Source organism: Sphingomonas aliaeris (assembly GCF_016743815.1).
Classification (GTDB): Bacteria; Pseudomonadota; Alphaproteobacteria; order Sphingomonadales; family Sphingomonadaceae; genus Sphingomonas; species Sphingomonas aliaeris.
Genome location: NZ_CP061035.1, coordinates 1,330,941 through 1,347,860, shown reverse-complemented (window position 1 = coordinate 1,347,860; position 16,920 = coordinate 1,330,941). Strand labels below are relative to the sequence as shown.

General features: G+C 63.6%; 17 protein-coding genes and 1 pseudogene. 10 read left to right on the top strand and 8 right to left on the bottom strand.

From position 1 onward, the window contains the following. Window positions 1-71: 71 nt before the first annotated feature. The 3 genes from H5J25_RS06315 to H5J25_RS06305 all read left to right on the top strand — a co-directional run bounded on the left by H5J25_RS06315 (window position 72) and on the right by H5J25_RS06305 (window position 2,376). On the top strand, window positions 72-503 hold the full coding sequence (locus H5J25_RS06315) for a hypothetical protein (RefSeq protein ID WP_225883391.1): 432 nt from the start codon (window positions 72-74) through the stop codon (window positions 501-503). A 107-nt stretch (window positions 504-610) separates the two neighbouring features. After that, complete coding sequence (locus tag H5J25_RS06310) at window positions 611-2,152, top strand: DEAD/DEAH box helicase (protein ID WP_202095209.1); 1,542 nt, start codon at window positions 611-613, stop codon at window positions 2,150-2,152. A gap of 11 nt (window positions 2,153-2,163) precedes the next feature. Next, complete coding sequence (locus H5J25_RS06305) at window positions 2,164-2,376, top strand: DUF1289 domain-containing protein (RefSeq protein ID WP_202095208.1); 213 nt, start codon at window positions 2,164-2,166, stop codon at window positions 2,374-2,376. Window positions 2,377-2,591: 215 nt separating this feature from the next. Here the strand turns inward: H5J25_RS06305 and H5J25_RS06300 are convergent, their stop codons facing one another. The 5 genes from H5J25_RS06300 to epsC form a co-directional block, all read right to left on the bottom strand. Next, a complete protein-coding gene (locus H5J25_RS06300; RefSeq protein WP_202095207.1) occupies window positions 2,592-3,458 on the bottom strand; it encodes a dienelactone hydrolase family protein in 867 nt (288 codons plus the stop codon). Window positions 3,459-3,547: 89 nt separating this feature from the next. Next, a complete protein-coding gene (locus H5J25_RS06295; protein ID WP_202095206.1) occupies window positions 3,548-4,159 on the bottom strand; it encodes an RBBP9/YdeN family alpha/beta hydrolase in 612 nt (203 codons plus the stop codon). 248 nt (window positions 4,160-4,407) lie between these two features. Continuing rightward, on the bottom strand, window positions 4,408-4,659 hold the full coding sequence (locus H5J25_RS06290) for a hypothetical protein (protein ID WP_202095205.1): 252 nt from the start codon (window positions 4,657-4,659) through the stop codon (window positions 4,408-4,410). Window positions 4,660-4,700: 41 nt separating this feature from the next. After that, complete coding sequence (locus H5J25_RS06285; protein ID WP_202095204.1) at window positions 4,701-5,447, bottom strand: gamma-glutamyl-gamma-aminobutyrate hydrolase family protein; 747 nt, start codon at window positions 5,445-5,447, stop codon at window positions 4,701-4,703. Further along, window positions 5,444-6,427: a serine O-acetyltransferase EpsC gene (epsC, locus tag H5J25_RS06280; protein WP_202095203.1), complete on the bottom strand. Its 984-nt coding sequence runs from the start codon at window positions 6,425-6,427 to the stop codon at window positions 5,444-5,446. Before epsC ends, H5J25_RS06285 begins: the two co-directional genes overlap by 4 nt. Window positions 6,428-6,610: 183 nt before the next feature. Here epsC and H5J25_RS06275 point away from each other — a divergent pair, with 183 nt between their 5' ends. After that, window positions 6,611-7,549, top strand: a complete 939-nt coding sequence (locus tag H5J25_RS06275; RefSeq protein WP_202095202.1) for a glutaminase — start codon at window positions 6,611-6,613, stop codon at window positions 7,547-7,549. Between the two features lie 6 nt (window positions 7,550-7,555). Here H5J25_RS06275 and H5J25_RS06270 read toward each other — a convergent pair whose 3' ends face one another. Continuing rightward, window positions 7,556-10,129 carry an HWE histidine kinase domain-containing protein gene (locus H5J25_RS06270; protein ID WP_202095201.1) on the bottom strand — a complete coding sequence of 858 codons (2,574 nt, stop codon included), beginning with the start codon at window positions 10,127-10,129 and terminating at the stop codon, window positions 7,556-7,558. Next, window positions 10,130-10,684, bottom strand: coding sequence for a biliverdin-producing heme oxygenase (locus tag H5J25_RS06265; protein WP_202095200.1), 555 nt, complete (start codon window positions 10,682-10,684; stop codon window positions 10,130-10,132). A 381-nt stretch (window positions 10,685-11,065) separates the two neighbouring features. Between H5J25_RS06265 and H5J25_RS06260 the strand changes: the two genes are divergently transcribed. Then, window positions 11,066-11,524: a hypothetical protein gene (locus H5J25_RS06260; RefSeq protein ID WP_202095199.1), complete on the top strand. Its 459-nt coding sequence runs from the start codon at window positions 11,066-11,068 to the stop codon at window positions 11,522-11,524. A 79-nt stretch (window positions 11,525-11,603) separates the two neighbouring features. Here the strand turns inward: H5J25_RS06260 and thiS are convergent, their stop codons facing one another. Beyond that, complete coding sequence (thiS, locus tag H5J25_RS06255; protein WP_202095198.1) at window positions 11,604-12,608, bottom strand: sulfur carrier protein ThiS; 1,005 nt, start codon at window positions 12,606-12,608, stop codon at window positions 11,604-11,606. 147 nt (window positions 12,609-12,755) lie between these two features. Between thiS and aroQ the strand changes: the two genes are divergently transcribed. The 5 genes and pseudogenes from aroQ to H5J25_RS06230 all read left to right on the top strand — a co-directional run bounded on the left by aroQ (window position 12,756) and on the right by H5J25_RS06230 (window position 16,906). Next, the gene (gene aroQ, locus H5J25_RS06250) at window positions 12,756-13,214 is read left to right on the top strand and encodes a type II 3-dehydroquinate dehydratase (protein ID WP_202095197.1); all 459 of its coding nucleotides are present in this window, start codon (window positions 12,756-12,758) and stop codon (window positions 13,212-13,214) included. A gap of 54 nt (window positions 13,215-13,268) precedes the next feature. Beyond that, complete coding sequence (accB, locus tag H5J25_RS06245; RefSeq protein ID WP_202095196.1) at window positions 13,269-13,757, top strand: acetyl-CoA carboxylase biotin carboxyl carrier protein; 489 nt, start codon at window positions 13,269-13,271, stop codon at window positions 13,755-13,757. 6 nt (window positions 13,758-13,763) lie between these two features. Then, window positions 13,764-15,120, top strand: a pseudogene (gene accC, locus H5J25_RS06240) (acetyl-CoA carboxylase biotin carboxylase subunit). After that, window positions 15,117-15,455, top strand: a complete 339-nt coding sequence (arsC, locus tag H5J25_RS06235; protein WP_202095195.1) for an arsenate reductase (glutaredoxin) — start codon at window positions 15,117-15,119, stop codon at window positions 15,453-15,455. The pseudogene accC and the gene arsC overlap by 4 nt, the downstream one beginning before the upstream one ends. Continuing rightward, window positions 15,452-16,906: a phospholipase D-like domain-containing protein gene (locus H5J25_RS06230; protein WP_225883390.1), complete on the top strand. Its 1,455-nt coding sequence runs from the start codon at window positions 15,452-15,454 to the stop codon at window positions 16,904-16,906. Before arsC ends, H5J25_RS06230 begins: the two co-directional genes overlap by 4 nt. Window positions 16,907-16,920: the final 14 nt, after the last annotated feature.

Below are 16,920 nucleotides of genomic sequence, written 5' to 3'. Positions count from 1 at the left end.
TCATGCACCGTTCAAGCGAATGGGGTAACACCGGCGGATCGATGCCGAATCCCTTTCTCCCTTCCGTTGTGATGTTGCTTACCCTGCCCGGAGCCGCCCTGGCGCCGGTCGAGGATATGGACGGCTTGGAAATCGCGCAATTGACGATCCGGCAGCGCATCGTGATCCGTATTCCGACCCCGCCCGCCCGCGCCCAGTCCTTGCCGATCCCGCGCCCGGTGCGTCCCGAAATGGAGGAGCATAAGGGCCCGCGCTGTGTCGCGATCGACACGCTGGCCGGATCGGGCGTCGCGCGTACCGACAGCGTCGATCTGGCGATGACGGACGGCAAGCTGCTGCGCGCGAAGCTGGCCGACAATTGCCCGGCGCTCGATTTCTACGCCGGCGTCTATGTGAAGCCGGCGCCCGACGGGTCGCTTTGCGCCAAGCGCGATGTGATCCGTGCGCGATCGGGGCGCGCCTGTGCGATTTCGTCGTTCAAGAAATTGAAGCTGAAACGCTGAATATAGCCGCTGTTTGGTGAGTAAAACTTGACATTCGCGCCCTTCTGCGCAAGCGCGTGGCGGCTGGCCCGGCCACGTTGCCCAGGCCCTTTATTTCCGGATACTGCATGACCTTCGCCGATCTCGGCCTTTCCGACCAGCTTCTAAAAGCCATTGGCGAATCCGGCTATACGGAGCCGACTCCGATCCAGGCGAGCGCGATACCATCCGTCCTGATGATGAAGGACCTGGTCGCGATTGCGCAGACCGGAACGGGCAAGACCGCCGCGTTCGTGCTGCCGATGATCGACATCCTGGGCGAGGGCCGCAGCCGTGCGCGCATGCCGCGATCGCTGATCCTTGAGCCGACGCGCGAACTTGCTGCGCAGGTCGCCGAGAATTTCGAGAAATACGGCAAGTATCACAAGCTTTCGATGGCGCTGCTGATTGGCGGCGTATCGATGGGCGACCAGCAGAAGGCGCTGGAAAAGGGCGTCGACGTGCTGATCGCGACGCCGGGCCGCCTGATGGACCTGTTCCAGCGTGGCAAGATCCTGCTGACCGGTTGCGACCTGCTGGTGATCGACGAGGCGGACCGGATGCTCGACATGGGGTTCATCCCGGATATCGAGGAAATCTGCACGAAACTGCCCAAGTCGCGCCAGACATTGCTCTTCTCCGCGACGATGCCGCCACCGATCAAGAAACTGGCGGACAAGTTCCTGAACAATCCCAAGACGATCGAGGTCGCCCGCCCGGCCACCGCGAACGTCAACATCAAGCAGTGGGTCGTGCCCGTCACTTCGGCGAAGAAGCGCGACAAGCTGATGGGCCTGCTGCGCGCGGAACAGGTAAAGACGGGGATCATCTTCTCTAACCGCAAGACGACGGTGCGCGAACTGAACAAGGCGCTGCAACGTGCGGGCTTCGCGTCGGGCGAGATTCACGGCGACATGGAGCAATCGCAGCGCATTGCCGAACTGGAGCGCTTCAAGAAGGGCGATATCAACCTGCTCGTCGCGTCCGACGTCGCGGCGCGCGGGATCGACATCAAGGGTGTCAGCCACGTCTTCAACTTCGATGCGCCGTGGCATCCGGACGATTACGTCCACCGCATCGGCCGCACGGGTCGCGCGGGCGCGACGGGCATCGCATTCACGTTCGTGACGCCGGACGATGCCGAGAATATCGAGAATATCGAGAAACTGACCGGCATGAAGATCGAGCGCTACGGTGCCGATACGGCGCCGGATGCGGACGAAATCGCCGAAGCGGCGCCAGAGGCGCGAGAGGAAAGCCGTCCGCGTCGTGGACGTGGCCGGTCGACCGCCAAGGCTGCGGTCGAGACGGTAGCGGTCAAGGACGACGTCGCCCCGCGAGAGTCGCGCGAACCGCGGGTGCCGCGCGAGGATCGGCCGGCGCGCGAAGACCGCCCCGCCCGCCAGGCTCGCGAAAACCGTCCGGCACGTGAAGAGCGGGCCCCGCGCGAAGAACGTCCGGCACGCGAAGACCGTCCGGCGCGTGATAGCCGTCCGCCGCGCAACGAGCGGTATGACGACCGTTCGGCTCGTGGTTCGCGTGCGCCGCAGATGGAGAGCGAAAGCGATGACGCCAGCGGCTGGAACGGCCCGGTGCCGAGCTTCCTGAGCGCGAAGCTGACGACAGACTGATCGCACGTCGAATGGACGATGACGATCCGTTCGAACGCGTACCTGTCGTCGCGATTGCCAGCCCGTGCGTGAACCGGTGCGAGTTGGACGATGCGCGCAATCTGTGTCTCGGCTGCGCGCGGACGATCGACGAGATCGGCGGCTGGAGTTCAGGTAGCCCCGAATGGCGGGCCGATGTGATGGCGGCTCTGCCCGCGCGGCTGGCTGCGCTTGAGGATCGTTGACGGCAGGACCGGTCTAAAGTAGATCGGGTGCGACGGTGCTTCGACAGGCTCGGCCCGAACGGTTGGGTGTTAGATCATTGAAATGGGCCTGTTTCTCGACTTAGCTCGAAACGAACGGGGTGGAAGGGATAGCAAACGAGAGCGAGCTAAGCTGCTGGCCACCCACTTACGTTCACCCTGAGCGTTTCGAGACTCCGGCCTTTTATCTCAGTCGGTCAAAGCGACTTTTCGAACAGGGCGAGCATGCGGCCCCATGCGCGGTCGGCCTGCGCGGCATTGTAGACCTTGCTGTCGGGCGGGCACCAGCCGTGCATCGTCCCGGCATAGACCTCGATTTCGGCGGGCAGGTTCGCTGCGGCGAAGGCCTCGCGGACCTTGTCCTTTTCGGTCGGATTGCGCGCGTCGTCATTCTCCGCCACCGCGAACAAAAACGCCGCCTTCATCTTCGGCACCATCAGGTGCGGACTATCCGGCTTGTCCGTCGCCAGACCGCCGCCGTGGAAAGAGCCACCGGCGCGCACCCGATCGGGGCGCAGCGCGGCGGTGATCATCGTCATCGGGCCGCCCATGCAATAGCCGGTGCTGGCCATACCGCGTTTGGTATCGACCGATTTTTGCTGGTCGAGAAAATCGGTGAACGCCTGCGCGTCGCGTGTCGTCGCCTCGGTCGTCAGCAATGCGCGCCACGGCATGATCTTGGCCCGCACTTCGGGCTGGTCGAAACTTTCGCCCGGTTTCAGGAACGGCGCCTTGGTCGAGCGGTAGAATTGGTTGACGACGAGTACCGCATAGCCGGATTCGGCGAGACGCTTCCCCATCTGCTGAAAAGCGGGGCGAACGCCCATGATGTCCGGCCAGATCAGGACAGCGGGGTGCTTTCCGCTGCTAGGGGCGACGAACCAGCAATCCGCAACGCCATCGGGGGTCTTGATCGATACCGATTTGCCGCGCACGACGGCGGCATTGGCGGGGCTTGGCAGGAGCATCGCGATACCGGCCGCGCCGGCAGCGGCTCCGAATTGGCGACGCGACAAACCCGACAGAAACTGCGCGTTATCTTCGGCGGTATGCTCGTCGCACATTCTACTCTCCTGACGATTCGCCGAGGCGGCGTTGATCGCAGGCTAGCGGGTCGGGACCGGATCGTCACCCCGTGCGGGCGTGGTATCGATCAGCTGCGGGGATGAAGCATCGCGATCGTTGGGCCTGCGACAACCGTGGGTTCGAGCGCATTATTCCGGTCGAGCAAGTGGATATACTGAAGCAACGTCTGTTCCTGATCGGTCCCAGCCGCCGAACGGTTGCTGGGATGACCGGCCTCAGGCGCGCCGATATCGACAAAACGGCTGCCCCAGCGATCGGCGAGCGCGAGGACCTGTTCCACATACGGAGTCACTTCGCTCGCCACGATCGACGCGAACGGCAAGGCTTGCGTCGGGCCGGTACTCGCGCTGGCGGCGATCGGCGCCTGACCGAACCCTACATGAAGGGGGGAACGGAAGACCGCGCCCTGAACCGACCGCAAGTAGCTGCGTGGGGAAAGCTGCGCCCACCAGGCGACGGCGAGACAGGCGACGCCGTGCGCGAGGATCACAGCAGGCGCAGACCGCCTCGCGAACGCTTCGTCCAGTTGCAACGCCCAGCGGCCGTTGGGAAATTTGGACAAGTCGAGTTCGATACGGGAGGCGGTCGCCGACTGAATGAGCGGCTGATACGTATCCCCCGCTACGGTAACGAAGACCGGGTCGGCGCGTTCTATCGAAGTATCGTGAACCAGGTCCATGACTGCTCTCCCATGCCCTTATGCGGGTGCGGCGTGCTGCATCGGCACACCGATTCTTGTGATGCGATAACGCGAGACTATTCCCATCGGATCCATAGACAATGCACATTCGCCGGAAAGCGGCGACGAAACGCCGAAGCGATCGGAAGAACCGGGAAAAGAAAACGGGTCCGGCGCGAAGGCCGAACCCGTAGGTTACGCTTGGGAGCTTACCCGGCGTGTCTCGTTACCGCCGTTAGGAGGAAATCTTAAAGGGCATTGCCGGCCGCGACGGCGTTGTCTGCCGTCATGTTGTCGACGGCGGGATCCAAGGGGGTCGCGGCGTTCGCGTCGAGGGCATCGGCATCGTTGCCAAAACCGTTCTCGGTCGCTGCGGTCTCGTCGTTCAATGCGACATCGCTGACGGTCAGATTGTTGCCCGCGTCTCCCTTGGGCGAGCAGGCGGCAACGGCAAGCATGGCGGCAAGGGCTGACGGGACCGCCAGATTGATCTTCTTCATGGATACTCCTTCTTGGGTTGAAATCGTTGAGCGCGAGAGAGTTATTGGCAGGCGGAAGAGGTTCGAAGCGACGTTCCGACCAGCGAGAAGAAGGCTCGACTCTGCGCCGAGCGATCCACATCCCATTCGGGATGCCACTGCACTCCCAGCACATCCGCACCGCACGGGCGGGCCGAAACCGCCTCGATCAAGCCGTCATCCGCTGCGACCGCCTCGACTGACAGGCCGCCGCCGAGCCGGTCGATGCCCTGTTCGTGGACCGAATTCACGGACATGCGGTGCCGACCCGTGGCGGTGGCGAGTAACCCGGCGTCATTCAGTTCGACATCGTGGCAATGGCCGAACAGGTCCTCGAAGCATCCGTCCCACGACCCGCGATGGTGCCGTCCGTGACAAGCTTCGGTCGACAGCGTACCGCCGAACAGGACATTGATCTCCTGCAAGCCACGACAGATGCCAAAGACGGGCTTGCCCGCCTTGATCATGCGATCGGCCAGCGCGAGCGCGACGGCGTCCCGCTGCGGATCGACCTGTTGGCCCGCAGGCAAAGGCGGGCCGCCATATCGATCGGGCGAGACGTTGGACCGCGAACCGGTCAGCAACAGTCCGTCGAGGATCAGTGCCATCGATGCGATATCGACCGCCTCCGTCACCGCCGGAACGAGCACGACGGTAGCATCCGAAAAGCGCGACAGCGGCGCGACGAAGCGCGTAGCGACGGACTGGATCGGGCGATCGATCGCCTCGTTGCAGCACAAGACGCCGACGACCGGGCGCGGACCTATCATTCCGCCGCCGCCCGCAGCAGCACATCGCGTAAGGCGAGCCCAGCTTCGGCATCCAGCCGCTGCGCCTCGGGCTGAACGAGCACGCTGTCCTCCGGTACGTCCGACAACAGCCAGACATTGCCACCGATCGTCGTCCGCGCACCGATGGTAACCCGACCGAGAATCGTCGCACCGGCATAGATGACGACGTCGTCGCCGACGATCGGGTGGCGGGCATGCCGTTCGCGCACGTCGTCGCGCGCGGCGCCGGCGGGGCTGCGGGCGCCCAGCGTGACATGCTGGTACAATCGGACCCGCGCCCCGATGATCGCGGTTTCGCCGATCACGACGCCGGTTCCGTGATCGATGAAGAAGCTTTCACCGATCGTCGCACCTGGGTGGATGTCGATCCCGGTGCGCTCGTTTGCGATTTCCGAGATGAGCCGCGCGACGATCGGCGCACCGAGATCGTACAGTTCGTGCGCGATGCGGTAGTGCAGGCTGGCGATCGCGCCGGGATAGCAGACCAGTATTTCGTCGACACTGCGCGCCGCGGGATCGCCGAGGAACGCCGCCTCGACATCGCTGTCGACCAGCCGCCGGATGTCACCGAGCGTGGCGGCGAACAATCGGACGATCGTCGACGCCTGATCGCTATCGAAAAGGCCTGCTTCCGGCTGCCAATAGCCGAGTTCATTGCCGATCTCGCGCTCCAGATCTGTGCTTGCGGCGAGCAGCTTGGCGGCGACGAAATTGTCTTCCTCCGCCGGTCCGCCACGAAACTGTCCAAGACGGCGGGGATACAGGGCAGCGGCCAGTTGGGCGACTACTTGTTCCAGTGCGGATCGCGAGGGGAAGCTGACGACGTCGCGGGATTCGTCCTGACGCTCCCGCCATGCCGACCGTGCCGCGCGGAGATCGGCGATCGCATCGCCGATCGTGAACGACCCGCGCGATGCGCCGGACAGGTCCCGATCGGTCTTCAATGGGTATGCGCTCATGGCTAACCTCCGACCACGAGCATATCCTATCGGAGCGGTGGGAATTGAAAGAAATGCTTCGATGAAGGGAAGCGGGCCTTTATGGATGGGCTTTCCGCCTCACTATCCGCCATCGCCCGTTCGTTTCGAGCGTAGCCCTTCCCCATACGTACCGATCGTCTACACCGACGCGCTGGGGGCAAGATGATCGATCTGAGCAACATCGTGGCGGACATCGCGGCCGAAATGGCCGCCGCGCCGGATCGTGGCGAAGTGGCCAGCTATATCCCGCCTCTTGCCGCGATCGATCCCGCCCGGTTCGGCATGGCGATCGTGACGTCCGATGGAGAGTGCTACGAGGCCGGCGATGCGGGATCCCCATTCTCGATCCAAAGCGTATCGAAAGTGTTCGGGCTGACGATGGCGCTCGGTCAACATGGCGAGGCTTTGTGGCGGAGGATCGGGCGCGAGCCGTCAGGCAGCGCGTTCAACTCGATCGTCCAACTAGAGTCCGAACACGGGATTCCGCGCAACCCGTTCATCAATGCCGGGGCGATCGTCGTCGCGGACCTGTTGCTGGGGCGGAGCGAGCCAGGCGAAGTACTGGGTGAAGTGTTACGCTTCGTGCGAACACTGGCGGGGGACGACGCGATCTTCATCGACGACACGGTGGCTGAGGCGGAACGGGCGACGGGGTTCCGCAACGTCGCGCTGGCGAATTACATGAAGGCGTTCGGCAATCTGAACAATTCCGTCGATCGCGTGCTGGGCGTCTATTTCAACCAATGCGCGATCGCGATGACGTGCCGGCAACTGGCGCAAGCCGGCGCGTATCTGATGCTGGGCGGACGCAATCCCGAGACCGATCGCAACGTAGTATCAGTGCAGCGCGCACGACGGATCAACGCGCTGATGATGACGTGCGGCCATTATGACGGGTCGGGCGAATTCGCATTCCGCGTCGGTCTGCCGGCCAAATCGGGGGTCGGCGGCGGCATATTGGCGATCGTGCCGGGCACGGCGAGCATCGCAGTCTGGTCGCCGGGTTTGAACGATCGCGGCAATTCGCAACTCGGTTCGCTCGCACTGGAGCGGCTGGTTCAGCGGACCGGCTGGTCGGTGTTCGATCCGCCGGCCTGCTGACGGAGGTCAGTCGCCCGCGCCGATCTGGAGCAGTTCTGCCATCGCGCGGGCGATATTCTCGAGCGTGTAGGGTTTTTGCACGACGATGCGGTTGCGATGCTCCCTCGGCAGCTGCGCCTGCTCGCCATAGCCGGTCGCGAACACGAACGGGATGCCGAGCTCCAGCAGACGATCCGCGATCGGCAGGCTGTTGCGGTCGCCCAGATTGATGTCGAGCATCGCAACGTCCGGGCGCGCCGCGTCGATCAGTTCAAGCGCGGCATCCACAGTTGCAGCGGTGGAAATCGTATCCGCGCCGAGCCGTCCGACGATATCCTCCGCGTCGAGCGCGATGATCAGGCTGTCCTCGACGACCAGGACGTCATGGCCCGCCAACATGCGCGGCGGTGGGGTCTGCGGATGGCCGATCGACGGGCGCGTGAACTTAATCGCCGGGCCAGCAAACGATTTGGGTTCGGACACGTGTCTCGCAGGGATACGGAAGCTCGCCTCCACCCCGGTGCCGAGATAGTCGACGGTCGCGGTGCCGCCGAGATCATAGGGAACGGAGCGATGTATGATCGTCGTGCCAAAACCCTTGCGGGTCGGCTTGCGAACCAGCGGCCCGCCGCTTTCGCACCAGCGCAGCAGCAGGTCCCCGGCCTCGTTGCGGGTCCAGTCCAGCTTCACGCGGCCTTCCGGGACCGAAAGGCTGCCATATTTGGTTGAGTTCGTCACCAGTTCGTGCAGCACCAGCGCCATCGTCGAGAAGGCCTGCGGGTTAAGCAGAACGGGTGCGCCATCCGTTTCCACGCGGTCCTTCTCGTTCACGAAGGCCGCGGTCTCCGCATCGATAAGGGCCTGCATCGGTGCGGGGCCCCAATGATCGTCGGTGATCTGGTTATGCGCGCGGGCCAGCGCGTGGACGCGCCCGTCGATGACCTTGACGAAATCCTTCACCGCTTCCTCGCTTGGCTGCGACTGACGGATCAGTCCGCGGATCACGCCCAGGATGTTGCGGACGCGGTGGTTGAGTTCGGCGATCAGCAATTCCTGACGGGCGCTGGATTGCTGACGCTCCGCCGACGCCTCGTCCGCCAGGCGCAGCACGACCTCGATCAGCGTCGCACGCAGCGTTTCGGCGACACGCACTTCCGACGGCGTGAAGGGTTGCGAGCGGCCCTGCACCAGTTCCTTCCACTCGGCAAAGCTTTCGCGGGGGGTAAGGCGCGGACCATTGGGACCGAGCACCGCCGGCTTGTGTGGATCGCCGCCCCAACGCACCGACCGCACCAGTTCGGACCGGAACAGGACGACATAGTCGCGCGGCGACCGGGAAATCGGGATCGCCAGCATGCCGGCCGCGTCGGAGGCGAAGCTTTCGGCGTTGGATACGATGCCTGCGATATGATCCGTCGCATACACCTTGCCCGCGGCGGTACCGTTCAGCGCGCGGACGATGCGCCGAAAATCCTCCAGCGGCGGGGTGACGCCCGAAAACGCGCTGTTGCCCGCGATCCAGACCGCGACGCCGTCCGCCGGAATGGCGTGCGTCAGGATATCGCCCAACCAGTCCGGATCCTTCAGCAGCGTTTCGTCCGATGCCACCGCGCCGAGCAGTTGGTCCGAAATGTCGCGCGCGCGGCGTTCATATTCGACGGTTTGTTGGCGCTCGCGGCTTTCCAGCCGCATCGCGAACATCTGCGCGAACAACTCGCTGACCGATCGCCGTTCGAACGTCGGACAACGCGGGGCGTAATGGTGGCAGGCGAACAGGCCCCAAAGCTTGCCTTCAACGATGATCGAGATCGACATCGACGCCTCGACGCCCATGTTCTTTAGATACTCGATATGGATCGGGGACACTGATCGCAGCACCGACAGCGACAGGTCCAGCGGTGCATTCATCTCGTCACGCTGCGGCACGATCGGGACCGGCACGGCATTAACGTCGGTGATGATGCGCAACAGGTTGCGACGATAGAGTTCGCGCGCTTGCGCCGGAATATCGCTGGCCGGATAGCGCAGCCCCATGAACTTGCCGAGCCCGGCCCGCACCGCCTCCGCCACGACTTCGCCCGATTGGTCGGGGGCGAAGCGGTAGACCATGACGCGGTCAAACCCGATCAAGGCGCGGACCTGACGTGCGCCTTCCTTGAAAAAGGCCGGCATGTCCGCGCACTGGTCGAGACGCGTGATCATCGATCGGACCATGCCGCCCGCATCGCCATGCTCGCCCGACGCAGGTTCGGCTTCGATAACGATCTGCCCGCCGGACAGATGGACCGCGATGTCGTAGCATCGTCCATCGCCCTGCAGGTCGAAGTTGAAGACACGCTCGACCGAGTCCGGACCGCGCAGCATAGCGGTGCGATTGCGAAGATCGTGCACCGTGGCGCTTGGCCAGATTTCGGACAGTGGTTTTCCGATGACTTCTTCGGGCGACCGATCGATGAATTCGGCGATGTTCGCCGATACGCGCGCCACCAGCCAGTCGGCGGTCAATGCGACGAGGAAGCCGATCGGCTGGATCGCGCCGAGGATGTGGATCGGCTCGCGATCGCAATTGGTCAGATCGACCTTGGGAATTCCGTCCGCCACCTACTCTACCCTCATACTCGCCCGGCCAGCGCGTTCGAACATGCCGAACACCTGCCGTGCCGCCGCTACCGCTTCGTCGATCTCGATCGCAGCCACCAGATCGCGGTCGATCACCTGCATCAGAGTGCGCCACGACCCGGGCAATGATGCACCCAAAAACTTTCGCGGCAGTGAACCGGGCACCGATCGCACCAGCATCGCGCCGCCAAGCCGAGATCCTTCAAGCACATAGATGGCGCCGAGGATTTCCGATGCAGTTCGAAACGACGGTTCCGCCCTCAAACCGCCGCTGTCCGACGCAGATATGTTCGATCCGATCTTACGCAAGTCGTCGCGCAATAGGTCGGCGCGGCGGCGCAATGGCCAATCGGGCAGGATGCGCTCCGCCTGCGCGCAATCCAGGGCCACTTCACACGGCAGGTGCGCCGCCGCCTGTGCCATGAGAAACGCGGCATAGTCGTCATGCGTATCGAGCCGAAACGTCGAATAAACCGAATCGACGGCGTCGTGCAGGTCGCGAGTTTCCCGCCGTAAAACGTCCCTCGCGCCGGTCATGCGTGCAGCGGATCGTCCAAGCGGCGCGCAGATCCCGAGGTGTCGGCCACACCGGCCGACACCGGCAGGCCACCGCCCTTACGACATTGATCGGGCAATATGATGAATATGCGACCGGTTGCCATCTCTACGGGCGGGTCCGGAGGCCGAGCCAGGCCCGATTTGAAGTCAAATGCATGAGGGCGGGTTAGCAGCGCGGGCAAGCGACGACATCATTTTTTATGTTTATCGAACGTTTCTGGAACGTCGGACATACAATCGGTTGTCGGAACCATTGCATGTTTTGGTACACGAGGAGGCGTTCGGTAGCTCGTGCGGCATGCGTCGAACTTCGATTTCGTGCGTTGCGGCTGTCTTAACTTCTGTCAGGAACTTCAATTGATGATCTCGAACAAGGCCATACTCGCTATCGTCGCGCTCAGTCTCTCGGTGTCCGTGCAGGCGCAGGAGAAGAAGAATACGGCCGATGTCGCCGGTGACATCGCCAGCCAGCCTGTGCGTGACGTGGGTATCGCCAAGACGTCCATACCGCCGATCCTGAAGTCCGCGGCGGCCGCGCCATATGCATCGATCAAGGGCTGTTCGCAGATCAACGCGGCGATCCGCGACCTCACCCGCGTTCTTGGACCCGATCTGGATTCGGGGAGCAGCGCGCCACGTGCCGGGATCGCCGAAGTCGGTGGTCGTGCGGTCGTGAATTCGCTGATCCCGTTCCGGGGCGTCGTGCGCGAAGTTTCTGGTGCGGCCGGGGCGCAACGGCGGCTCGATTCGGCAATCAGCGCCGGCTATGCGCGCCGCGGATATCTGCGCGGGCTGAAAAGCGTTCGCGGCTGCCGCTGATCCGCGGATGAACGTTTAGGCTGCGCTTTCATTGTTCGTCATCCCCGACAGACGGGGATGACGAACAATGCTTTTGGGATCAGATCAACCCGCTAAGAGGGCTTGATGGGTCGGCGTACATTCGCTTGCCCATACGGCCTGCAAGATAGGCCAGCCGCCCCGCCTCGACCCCGGCCTTCATCGCGGCGGCCATCAGGATCGGGTCCTTCGCTTCGGCGATCGCGGTATTCATCAGCACGCCGTCGCAACCGAGTTCCATCGCCGCTGCCGCTTCCGACGCAGTGCCTACGCCCGCATCGACGAGCACGGGCACGGTGGCGCCTTCCACGATGAGACGGATCGTCACCCTGTTCTGGATACCGAGACCCGAACCGATCGGCGCGCCGAGCGGCATGATCGCCACCGCGCCGACGTTTTCCAGCCGCTTCGCGGCGATCGGATCATCGACGCAATAGACCATCGGCTTGAAGCCTTCCTTGGCCAGGATCTCGCACGCACGGAGAGTCTCGACCATGTCGGGATACAAGGTGCGCGCTTCGCCCAGTACCTCCAGCTTGACCAGATCCCAGCCGCCGGCCTCGCGCGCCAATCGCAGCGTGCGGATCGCGGATTCGGCGTCGAAGCATCCAGCGGTATTCGGGAGATAGGTGATCTTCTTCGGATCGATGAAGTCGGTCAGCATCGGCGCGTTGCGATCCGATACGTTGACCCGGCGTACGGCGACGGTGACGATCTCCGCCCCGCTCGCTTCGACCGCCGCAGCATTCTGGGCGAAATCCTTGTACTTGCCGGTGCCGACAATCAGGCGCGAGGTGAAGGTGCGGCCCGCCACCGTCCAGCTATCGGGCTTCACACCGGTGCCATGATCGCCGCCGCCGACGAAGTGCACGATCTCCAGTTCATCGCCATCCTCGACGATGACGTCTCCCAGCGTCGAGCGCGGTACGATCTCGAGATTGCGTTCGACCGCGACCTTCTCCGGCACAAGGCCGAGATCGGCGGCGAGTTGCGCGATCGTCAGGCCGGCGGCGATACGGCGGTGTTCGCCATTGACGCGGATCGATACGGTGTCGTCGGAATGCATCTCTAATCCTTGCCGTTCGGTTCGAGCGAAGCCGGGAAGCCAGCCCCCCGAAGCCCGTATCTCGACTTCGCGCGATACGAACGGGTATGGGGAGGCAGACGCGATATAGGCCCTGGGGCTATCGTCGCAACCGAAAGGCCCGGAAACTTGCCCGATACCGTCCCCGCCGCCACATCCCCGACGATCTATGTCCTGAACGGACCGAACCTAAACCTGCTCGGTATCCGGGAGCCGGAAATCTACGGACATGACACGCTAGACGATATCGCCGGCATGCTGGAGGATCGGGCGCGCGAGATGAACCTGAAGATCGACATGCGCCAGTCGAACCACGAGGGTCACATCGTCGACTGGCTGCACGAGGCACAGGCCGAGGGGGCGAAGGCGGTGATCCTGAACGCCGGTGCCTATACGCACACGTCGGTCGCGATCCTGGATGCGATGAAAGGGATCGTTACGCCGGTAATCGAGGTTCATCTGTCGAACCCGCATATGCGCGAAAGCTTCCGCCATCACAGCTATATTAGCAAGGCGGCTAAGGGAACGATCGCAGGGTTCGGCGCGCTTTCCTACGTCCTTGCGCTTGAAGCCGCCGCGCGTCTCTGACAGGACGCGGCCAGTATAAGGGATGTCTATCCCGTAGAAGGAGTTCAGGGTCGAATGACCGACGCAAATTCAACTGAGGCGATGCGGATCGATGTCGATCTCGTTCGCCAGCTCGCGCAACTGCTCGACGATACCTCGTTGACCGAGATCGAGGTCGAGGATGGCGGGCGCAAGATCCGTATCGCACGCAAGGCGGCTGCCCTCGCTGCGCAACCGGTTCAGTATGCGGCACCGCCCGCCGCGGCTCCGGCTGCGTCCGCAACCGCGCCAGCCGCCGCCGAAGTCGGTGCATCCGCCCCCGCAAGCACGGCGGATGCGGTCAAGTCGCCGATGGTCGGCACGGTGTATCTTTCGTCCGATCCGACCGCCAAGCCGTTCATCGCGGTGGGCGACACGGTCGCGGCCGGTGCGACGCTGCTGATCGTCGAGGCGATGAAGGTGATGAACCCGATCGTCGCTCCGAGCGCGGGCACGGTGAAGGCGATCCTGGTGCAGGACAAGCAGCCGGTCGAATTCGACCAGCCGCTGGTCGTGGTCGAGTAACCAGCCTTGCCCCAGATCAAGAAACTGCTGATTGCCAATCGCGGCGAGATCGCATTGCGCATCCACCGCGCGTGCCACGAAATGGGTATCCAGACGGTTGCGGTGCATTCCACCGCCGACGCCGATGCGATGCATGTTCGGCTGGCCGACCAGGCGATCTGCATCGGTCCGCCGTCCGCGACCGATCCTACCTGAACATCGCCAATATCATTTCCGCTGCCGAAATCAGCGGCGCGGATGCGATCCATCCCGGCTATGGCTTCCTGAGCGAGAATGCGAAGTTCGCCGAGATCGTCGAGGCGCACGGCATCATCTTCGTCGGGCCGAAGCCCGAACATATCGTCACGATGGGCGACAAGGTGGAGGCGAAACGAACGGCGGGTGCGCTCGGCCTTCCGCTGGTCCCCGGATCGGACGGTGCGATCAGCGATATCGATGAGGCGAAGGAAATCGCCAATCGCATCGGCTATCCCGTCATCATCAAGGCGGCATCGGGCGGCGGCGGGCGCGGCATGAAAGTGTGCGCGTCCGAGGACATGCTGGAAACGCTGATGAGCCAGGCGGGCAGCGAGGCCAAGGCGGCCTTCGGCGACGCGACCGTCTATATGGAAAAGTATCTCGGCAACCCGAGGCACATCGAGTTCCAGGTGTTCGGCGACGGCAATGGCAATGCGATCCACCTGGGTGAGCGCGATTGCTCGTTGCAGCGGCGTCACCAGAAGGTGCTGGAAGAGGCCCCCTCGCCCGTGCTCGGCGAGGCGGATCGCGAGCGGATGGGCGCGGTGTGCAGCAAGGCGATGGCCGATATGGGCTATCGCGGCGCTGGCACGATCGAATTCCTCTGGGAAGACGGCGAGTTCTATTTCATCGAAATGAACACCCGGCTGCAGGTCGAGCATCCGGTAACGGAGATGATCACCGGTCTGGATCTCGTGCGCGAGCAGATCCAGATTGCCGAGGGTCGCCCGCTGACGCTTCGGCAGCAGGACGTGGTGTTCCGCGGCCATGCGATCGAATGCCGCATCAATGCCGAGGATCCGCGAACCTTCGCCCCCCCCCCGGCCTGGTGAAGATGTTCCACGCGCCGGGCGGGATGCACGTTCGCGTCGATAGCGGCTTGTATGCCGGATACCGCGTGCCGCCTTATTACGATCCGATGATCGCCAAGCTGATCGTGTACGGAACCACTCGCAACGGTGCGCTGCGTCGGTTGCGCCGGGCGCTGGAAGAGTTCGTCATCGAAGGACCGACGACGACGATTCCGTTGCATCAGGCGCTGCTGGACGATCCCGATTTCCAGGCTGGCGACTATACGATCAAGTGGCTGGAGGAATGGCTGGCGAAACAGGACGTCGCCGGGTGAAGGCGACGATCTGGCACAATCCTCGCTGTTCCAAATCGCGCGAAACGCTCGCGATCCTGAACGGGACGGCGGGGCTTGAGGTCGAGGTGATCGAGTATCTGAAGCACCCGCCGACACGCGAGCGACTGGCGGACTTGTACGCCCGCGCGGGCCTTTCCCCGCGTGACGGGCTGCGCAGGGGCGAGGCGGCCGCAAAGCCGTTGACCGACGCAAGCGACGACACGGTGCTCGACGCGATGGCCGCCGACCCGATCCTGATCGAACGGCCGCTGGTGGAAACCGACAAGGGCGTGCGGCTCGGGAGGCCCCCGCAAGCGGTGTGCGAAATCCTGTGAGTCCGCTCGAACCGGGGCGCAATTGCTGGCGGATCGAGGCGGCGACGCGCGCAACGGTGATCATCGATGCCGACCGCTACTTCAAGGCGGCGCGCGCGGCGATGCTGAAGGCGCGACACCAGATACTGCTTGTCGGCTGGGATTTCGACGCGCGGATCGACCTGACGCCCGATGGCGATCCCGGCGACGGTGCACCGCGCACGATCGGCGATTTCATCATGTACTTGGTCGAGCGAAATCCGGACCTCGACGTCTACACGCTGCGCTGGGACACGGGCGCGCTGAAGACGCTGGCGCGCGGATCGACGATCATTACCGTCGCCAAATGGATGATGCACAAGAACATCCATACCAAGCTGGATGGCTATCATCCGGTCGGCGCCTCGCATCACCAGAAGATCGTCGTGATCGACGACTGTCTCGCCTTTGCCGGTGGAATCGACATGACGTCGGAACGCTGGGACACGCGCGACCATCTGGACGACCAGCCGTTCCGTACCCCGCCGGGCGGGCGCAAACAGTATAAGCCGTGGCACGATGCGACGACGGCGTTGGCCGGTCCGGTCGCCGCCGCGCTTGGCGAACTGTGCCGCGATCGGTGGGTGCTGGCGGGCGGAAAGCCGATTCAAGCGCCGAAACCGGTGCACGAATGCTGGCCCGACGATCTCGACGTGGATTTCCAGGATATCCGCGTCGCTATATCGCGGTCGGAACCCGAGATGCCAGATCATAAGCCGGTGACCGAGATCGAGAACCTCTATCTCGATCTGATTGCCAGCGCCGAGCGGCATATCTACGCGGAGAGCCAGTATTTCGCTTCGCGTCGTATCGCCGAGGCGATCGCCAAGCGATTGGACGAGCCGAACGGCCCCGAAATCGTCATCATCAATCCGACGACCGCACAGGGCTGGCTGGAACCGATCGCGATGGATACGGCGCGCGCTCGGCTGTTCGAGGCGCTGAAGCATCGCGACACGCATGGTCGCCTGCGCATGTATCATCCGGTGACCAAAGGCGGCGAACCGATCTACGTCCACGCCAAGATCTTGGTGATCGACGACCGGATCCTGCGGGTGGGGTCATCGAATTTCAACAACCGTTCGATGCGGCTCGACACCGAATGCGATGTTACGATCTCGGTCGCTGGCGGCGCCGATCCGGCCTGTATCATCGCGATTCGAGATGGCCTGATCGCCGAGCATCTTGCCGCCGAACCCAAGGCGGTGGCGGCTGCGATAGCGGAAACGGGTTCGTTGATCACGACGATCGATCGCCTGCGCGCTGCCGGACGAACGCTGATCGACTATGAGGTTCCCGACCTGAATGATGTCGAGGCCTGGCTGGCGGATAACGAAGTGCTCGATCCGGAAGGACCCGCCGAGGTGTTCGAAGTGCTCAGCAAGCGCGGGCTGTTCCGGCGCATGCATTTGTGGCGCCGGCGAAAAGCGTAACGGAGGGGTCGGAC

Bases quoted from the DNA above. Each gene is read 5' to 3' on its own strand.
- H5J25_RS06310 (WP_202095209.1), top strand. From the start codon at position 611: ATGACCTTCGCCGATCTCGGCCTTTCCGACCAGCTTCTAAAAGCCATT.
- epsC (WP_202095203.1), bottom strand. From the start codon at position 6,427: ATGAGCGCATACCCATTGAAGACCGATCGGGACCTGTCCGGCGCATCG.
- H5J25_RS06295 (WP_202095206.1), bottom strand. From the start codon at position 4,159: ATGGACCTGGTTCACGATACTTCGATAGAACGCGCCGACCCGGTCTTC.
- H5J25_RS06300 (WP_202095207.1), bottom strand. From the start codon at position 3,458: ATGTGCGACGAGCATACCGCCGAAGATAACGCGCAGTTTCTGTCGGGT.
- H5J25_RS06285 (WP_202095204.1), bottom strand. From the start codon at position 5,447: ATGATAGGTCCGCGCCCGGTCGTCGGCGTCTTGTGCTGCAACGAGGCG.
- H5J25_RS06305 (WP_202095208.1), top strand. From the start codon at position 2,164: ATGGACGATGACGATCCGTTCGAACGCGTACCTGTCGTCGCGATTGCC.
- H5J25_RS06260 (WP_202095199.1), top strand. From the start codon at position 11,066: ATGATCTCGAACAAGGCCATACTCGCTATCGTCGCGCTCAGTCTCTCG.
- thiS (WP_202095198.1), bottom strand. From the start codon at position 12,608: ATGCATTCCGACGACACCGTATCGATCCGCGTCAATGGCGAACACCGC.
- accB (WP_202095196.1), top strand. From the start codon at position 13,269: ATGACCGACGCAAATTCAACTGAGGCGATGCGGATCGATGTCGATCTC.
- H5J25_RS06290 (WP_202095205.1), bottom strand. From the start codon at position 4,659: ATGAAGAAGATCAATCTGGCGGTCCCGTCAGCCCTTGCCGCCATGCTT.
- H5J25_RS06275 (WP_202095202.1), top strand. From the start codon at position 6,611: ATGATCGATCTGAGCAACATCGTGGCGGACATCGCGGCCGAAATGGCC.
- H5J25_RS06265 (WP_202095200.1), bottom strand. From the start codon at position 10,684: ATGACCGGCGCGAGGGACGTTTTACGGCGGGAAACTCGCGACCTGCAC.
- H5J25_RS06315 (WP_225883391.1), top strand. From the start codon at position 72: ATGTTGCTTACCCTGCCCGGAGCCGCCCTGGCGCCGGTCGAGGATATG.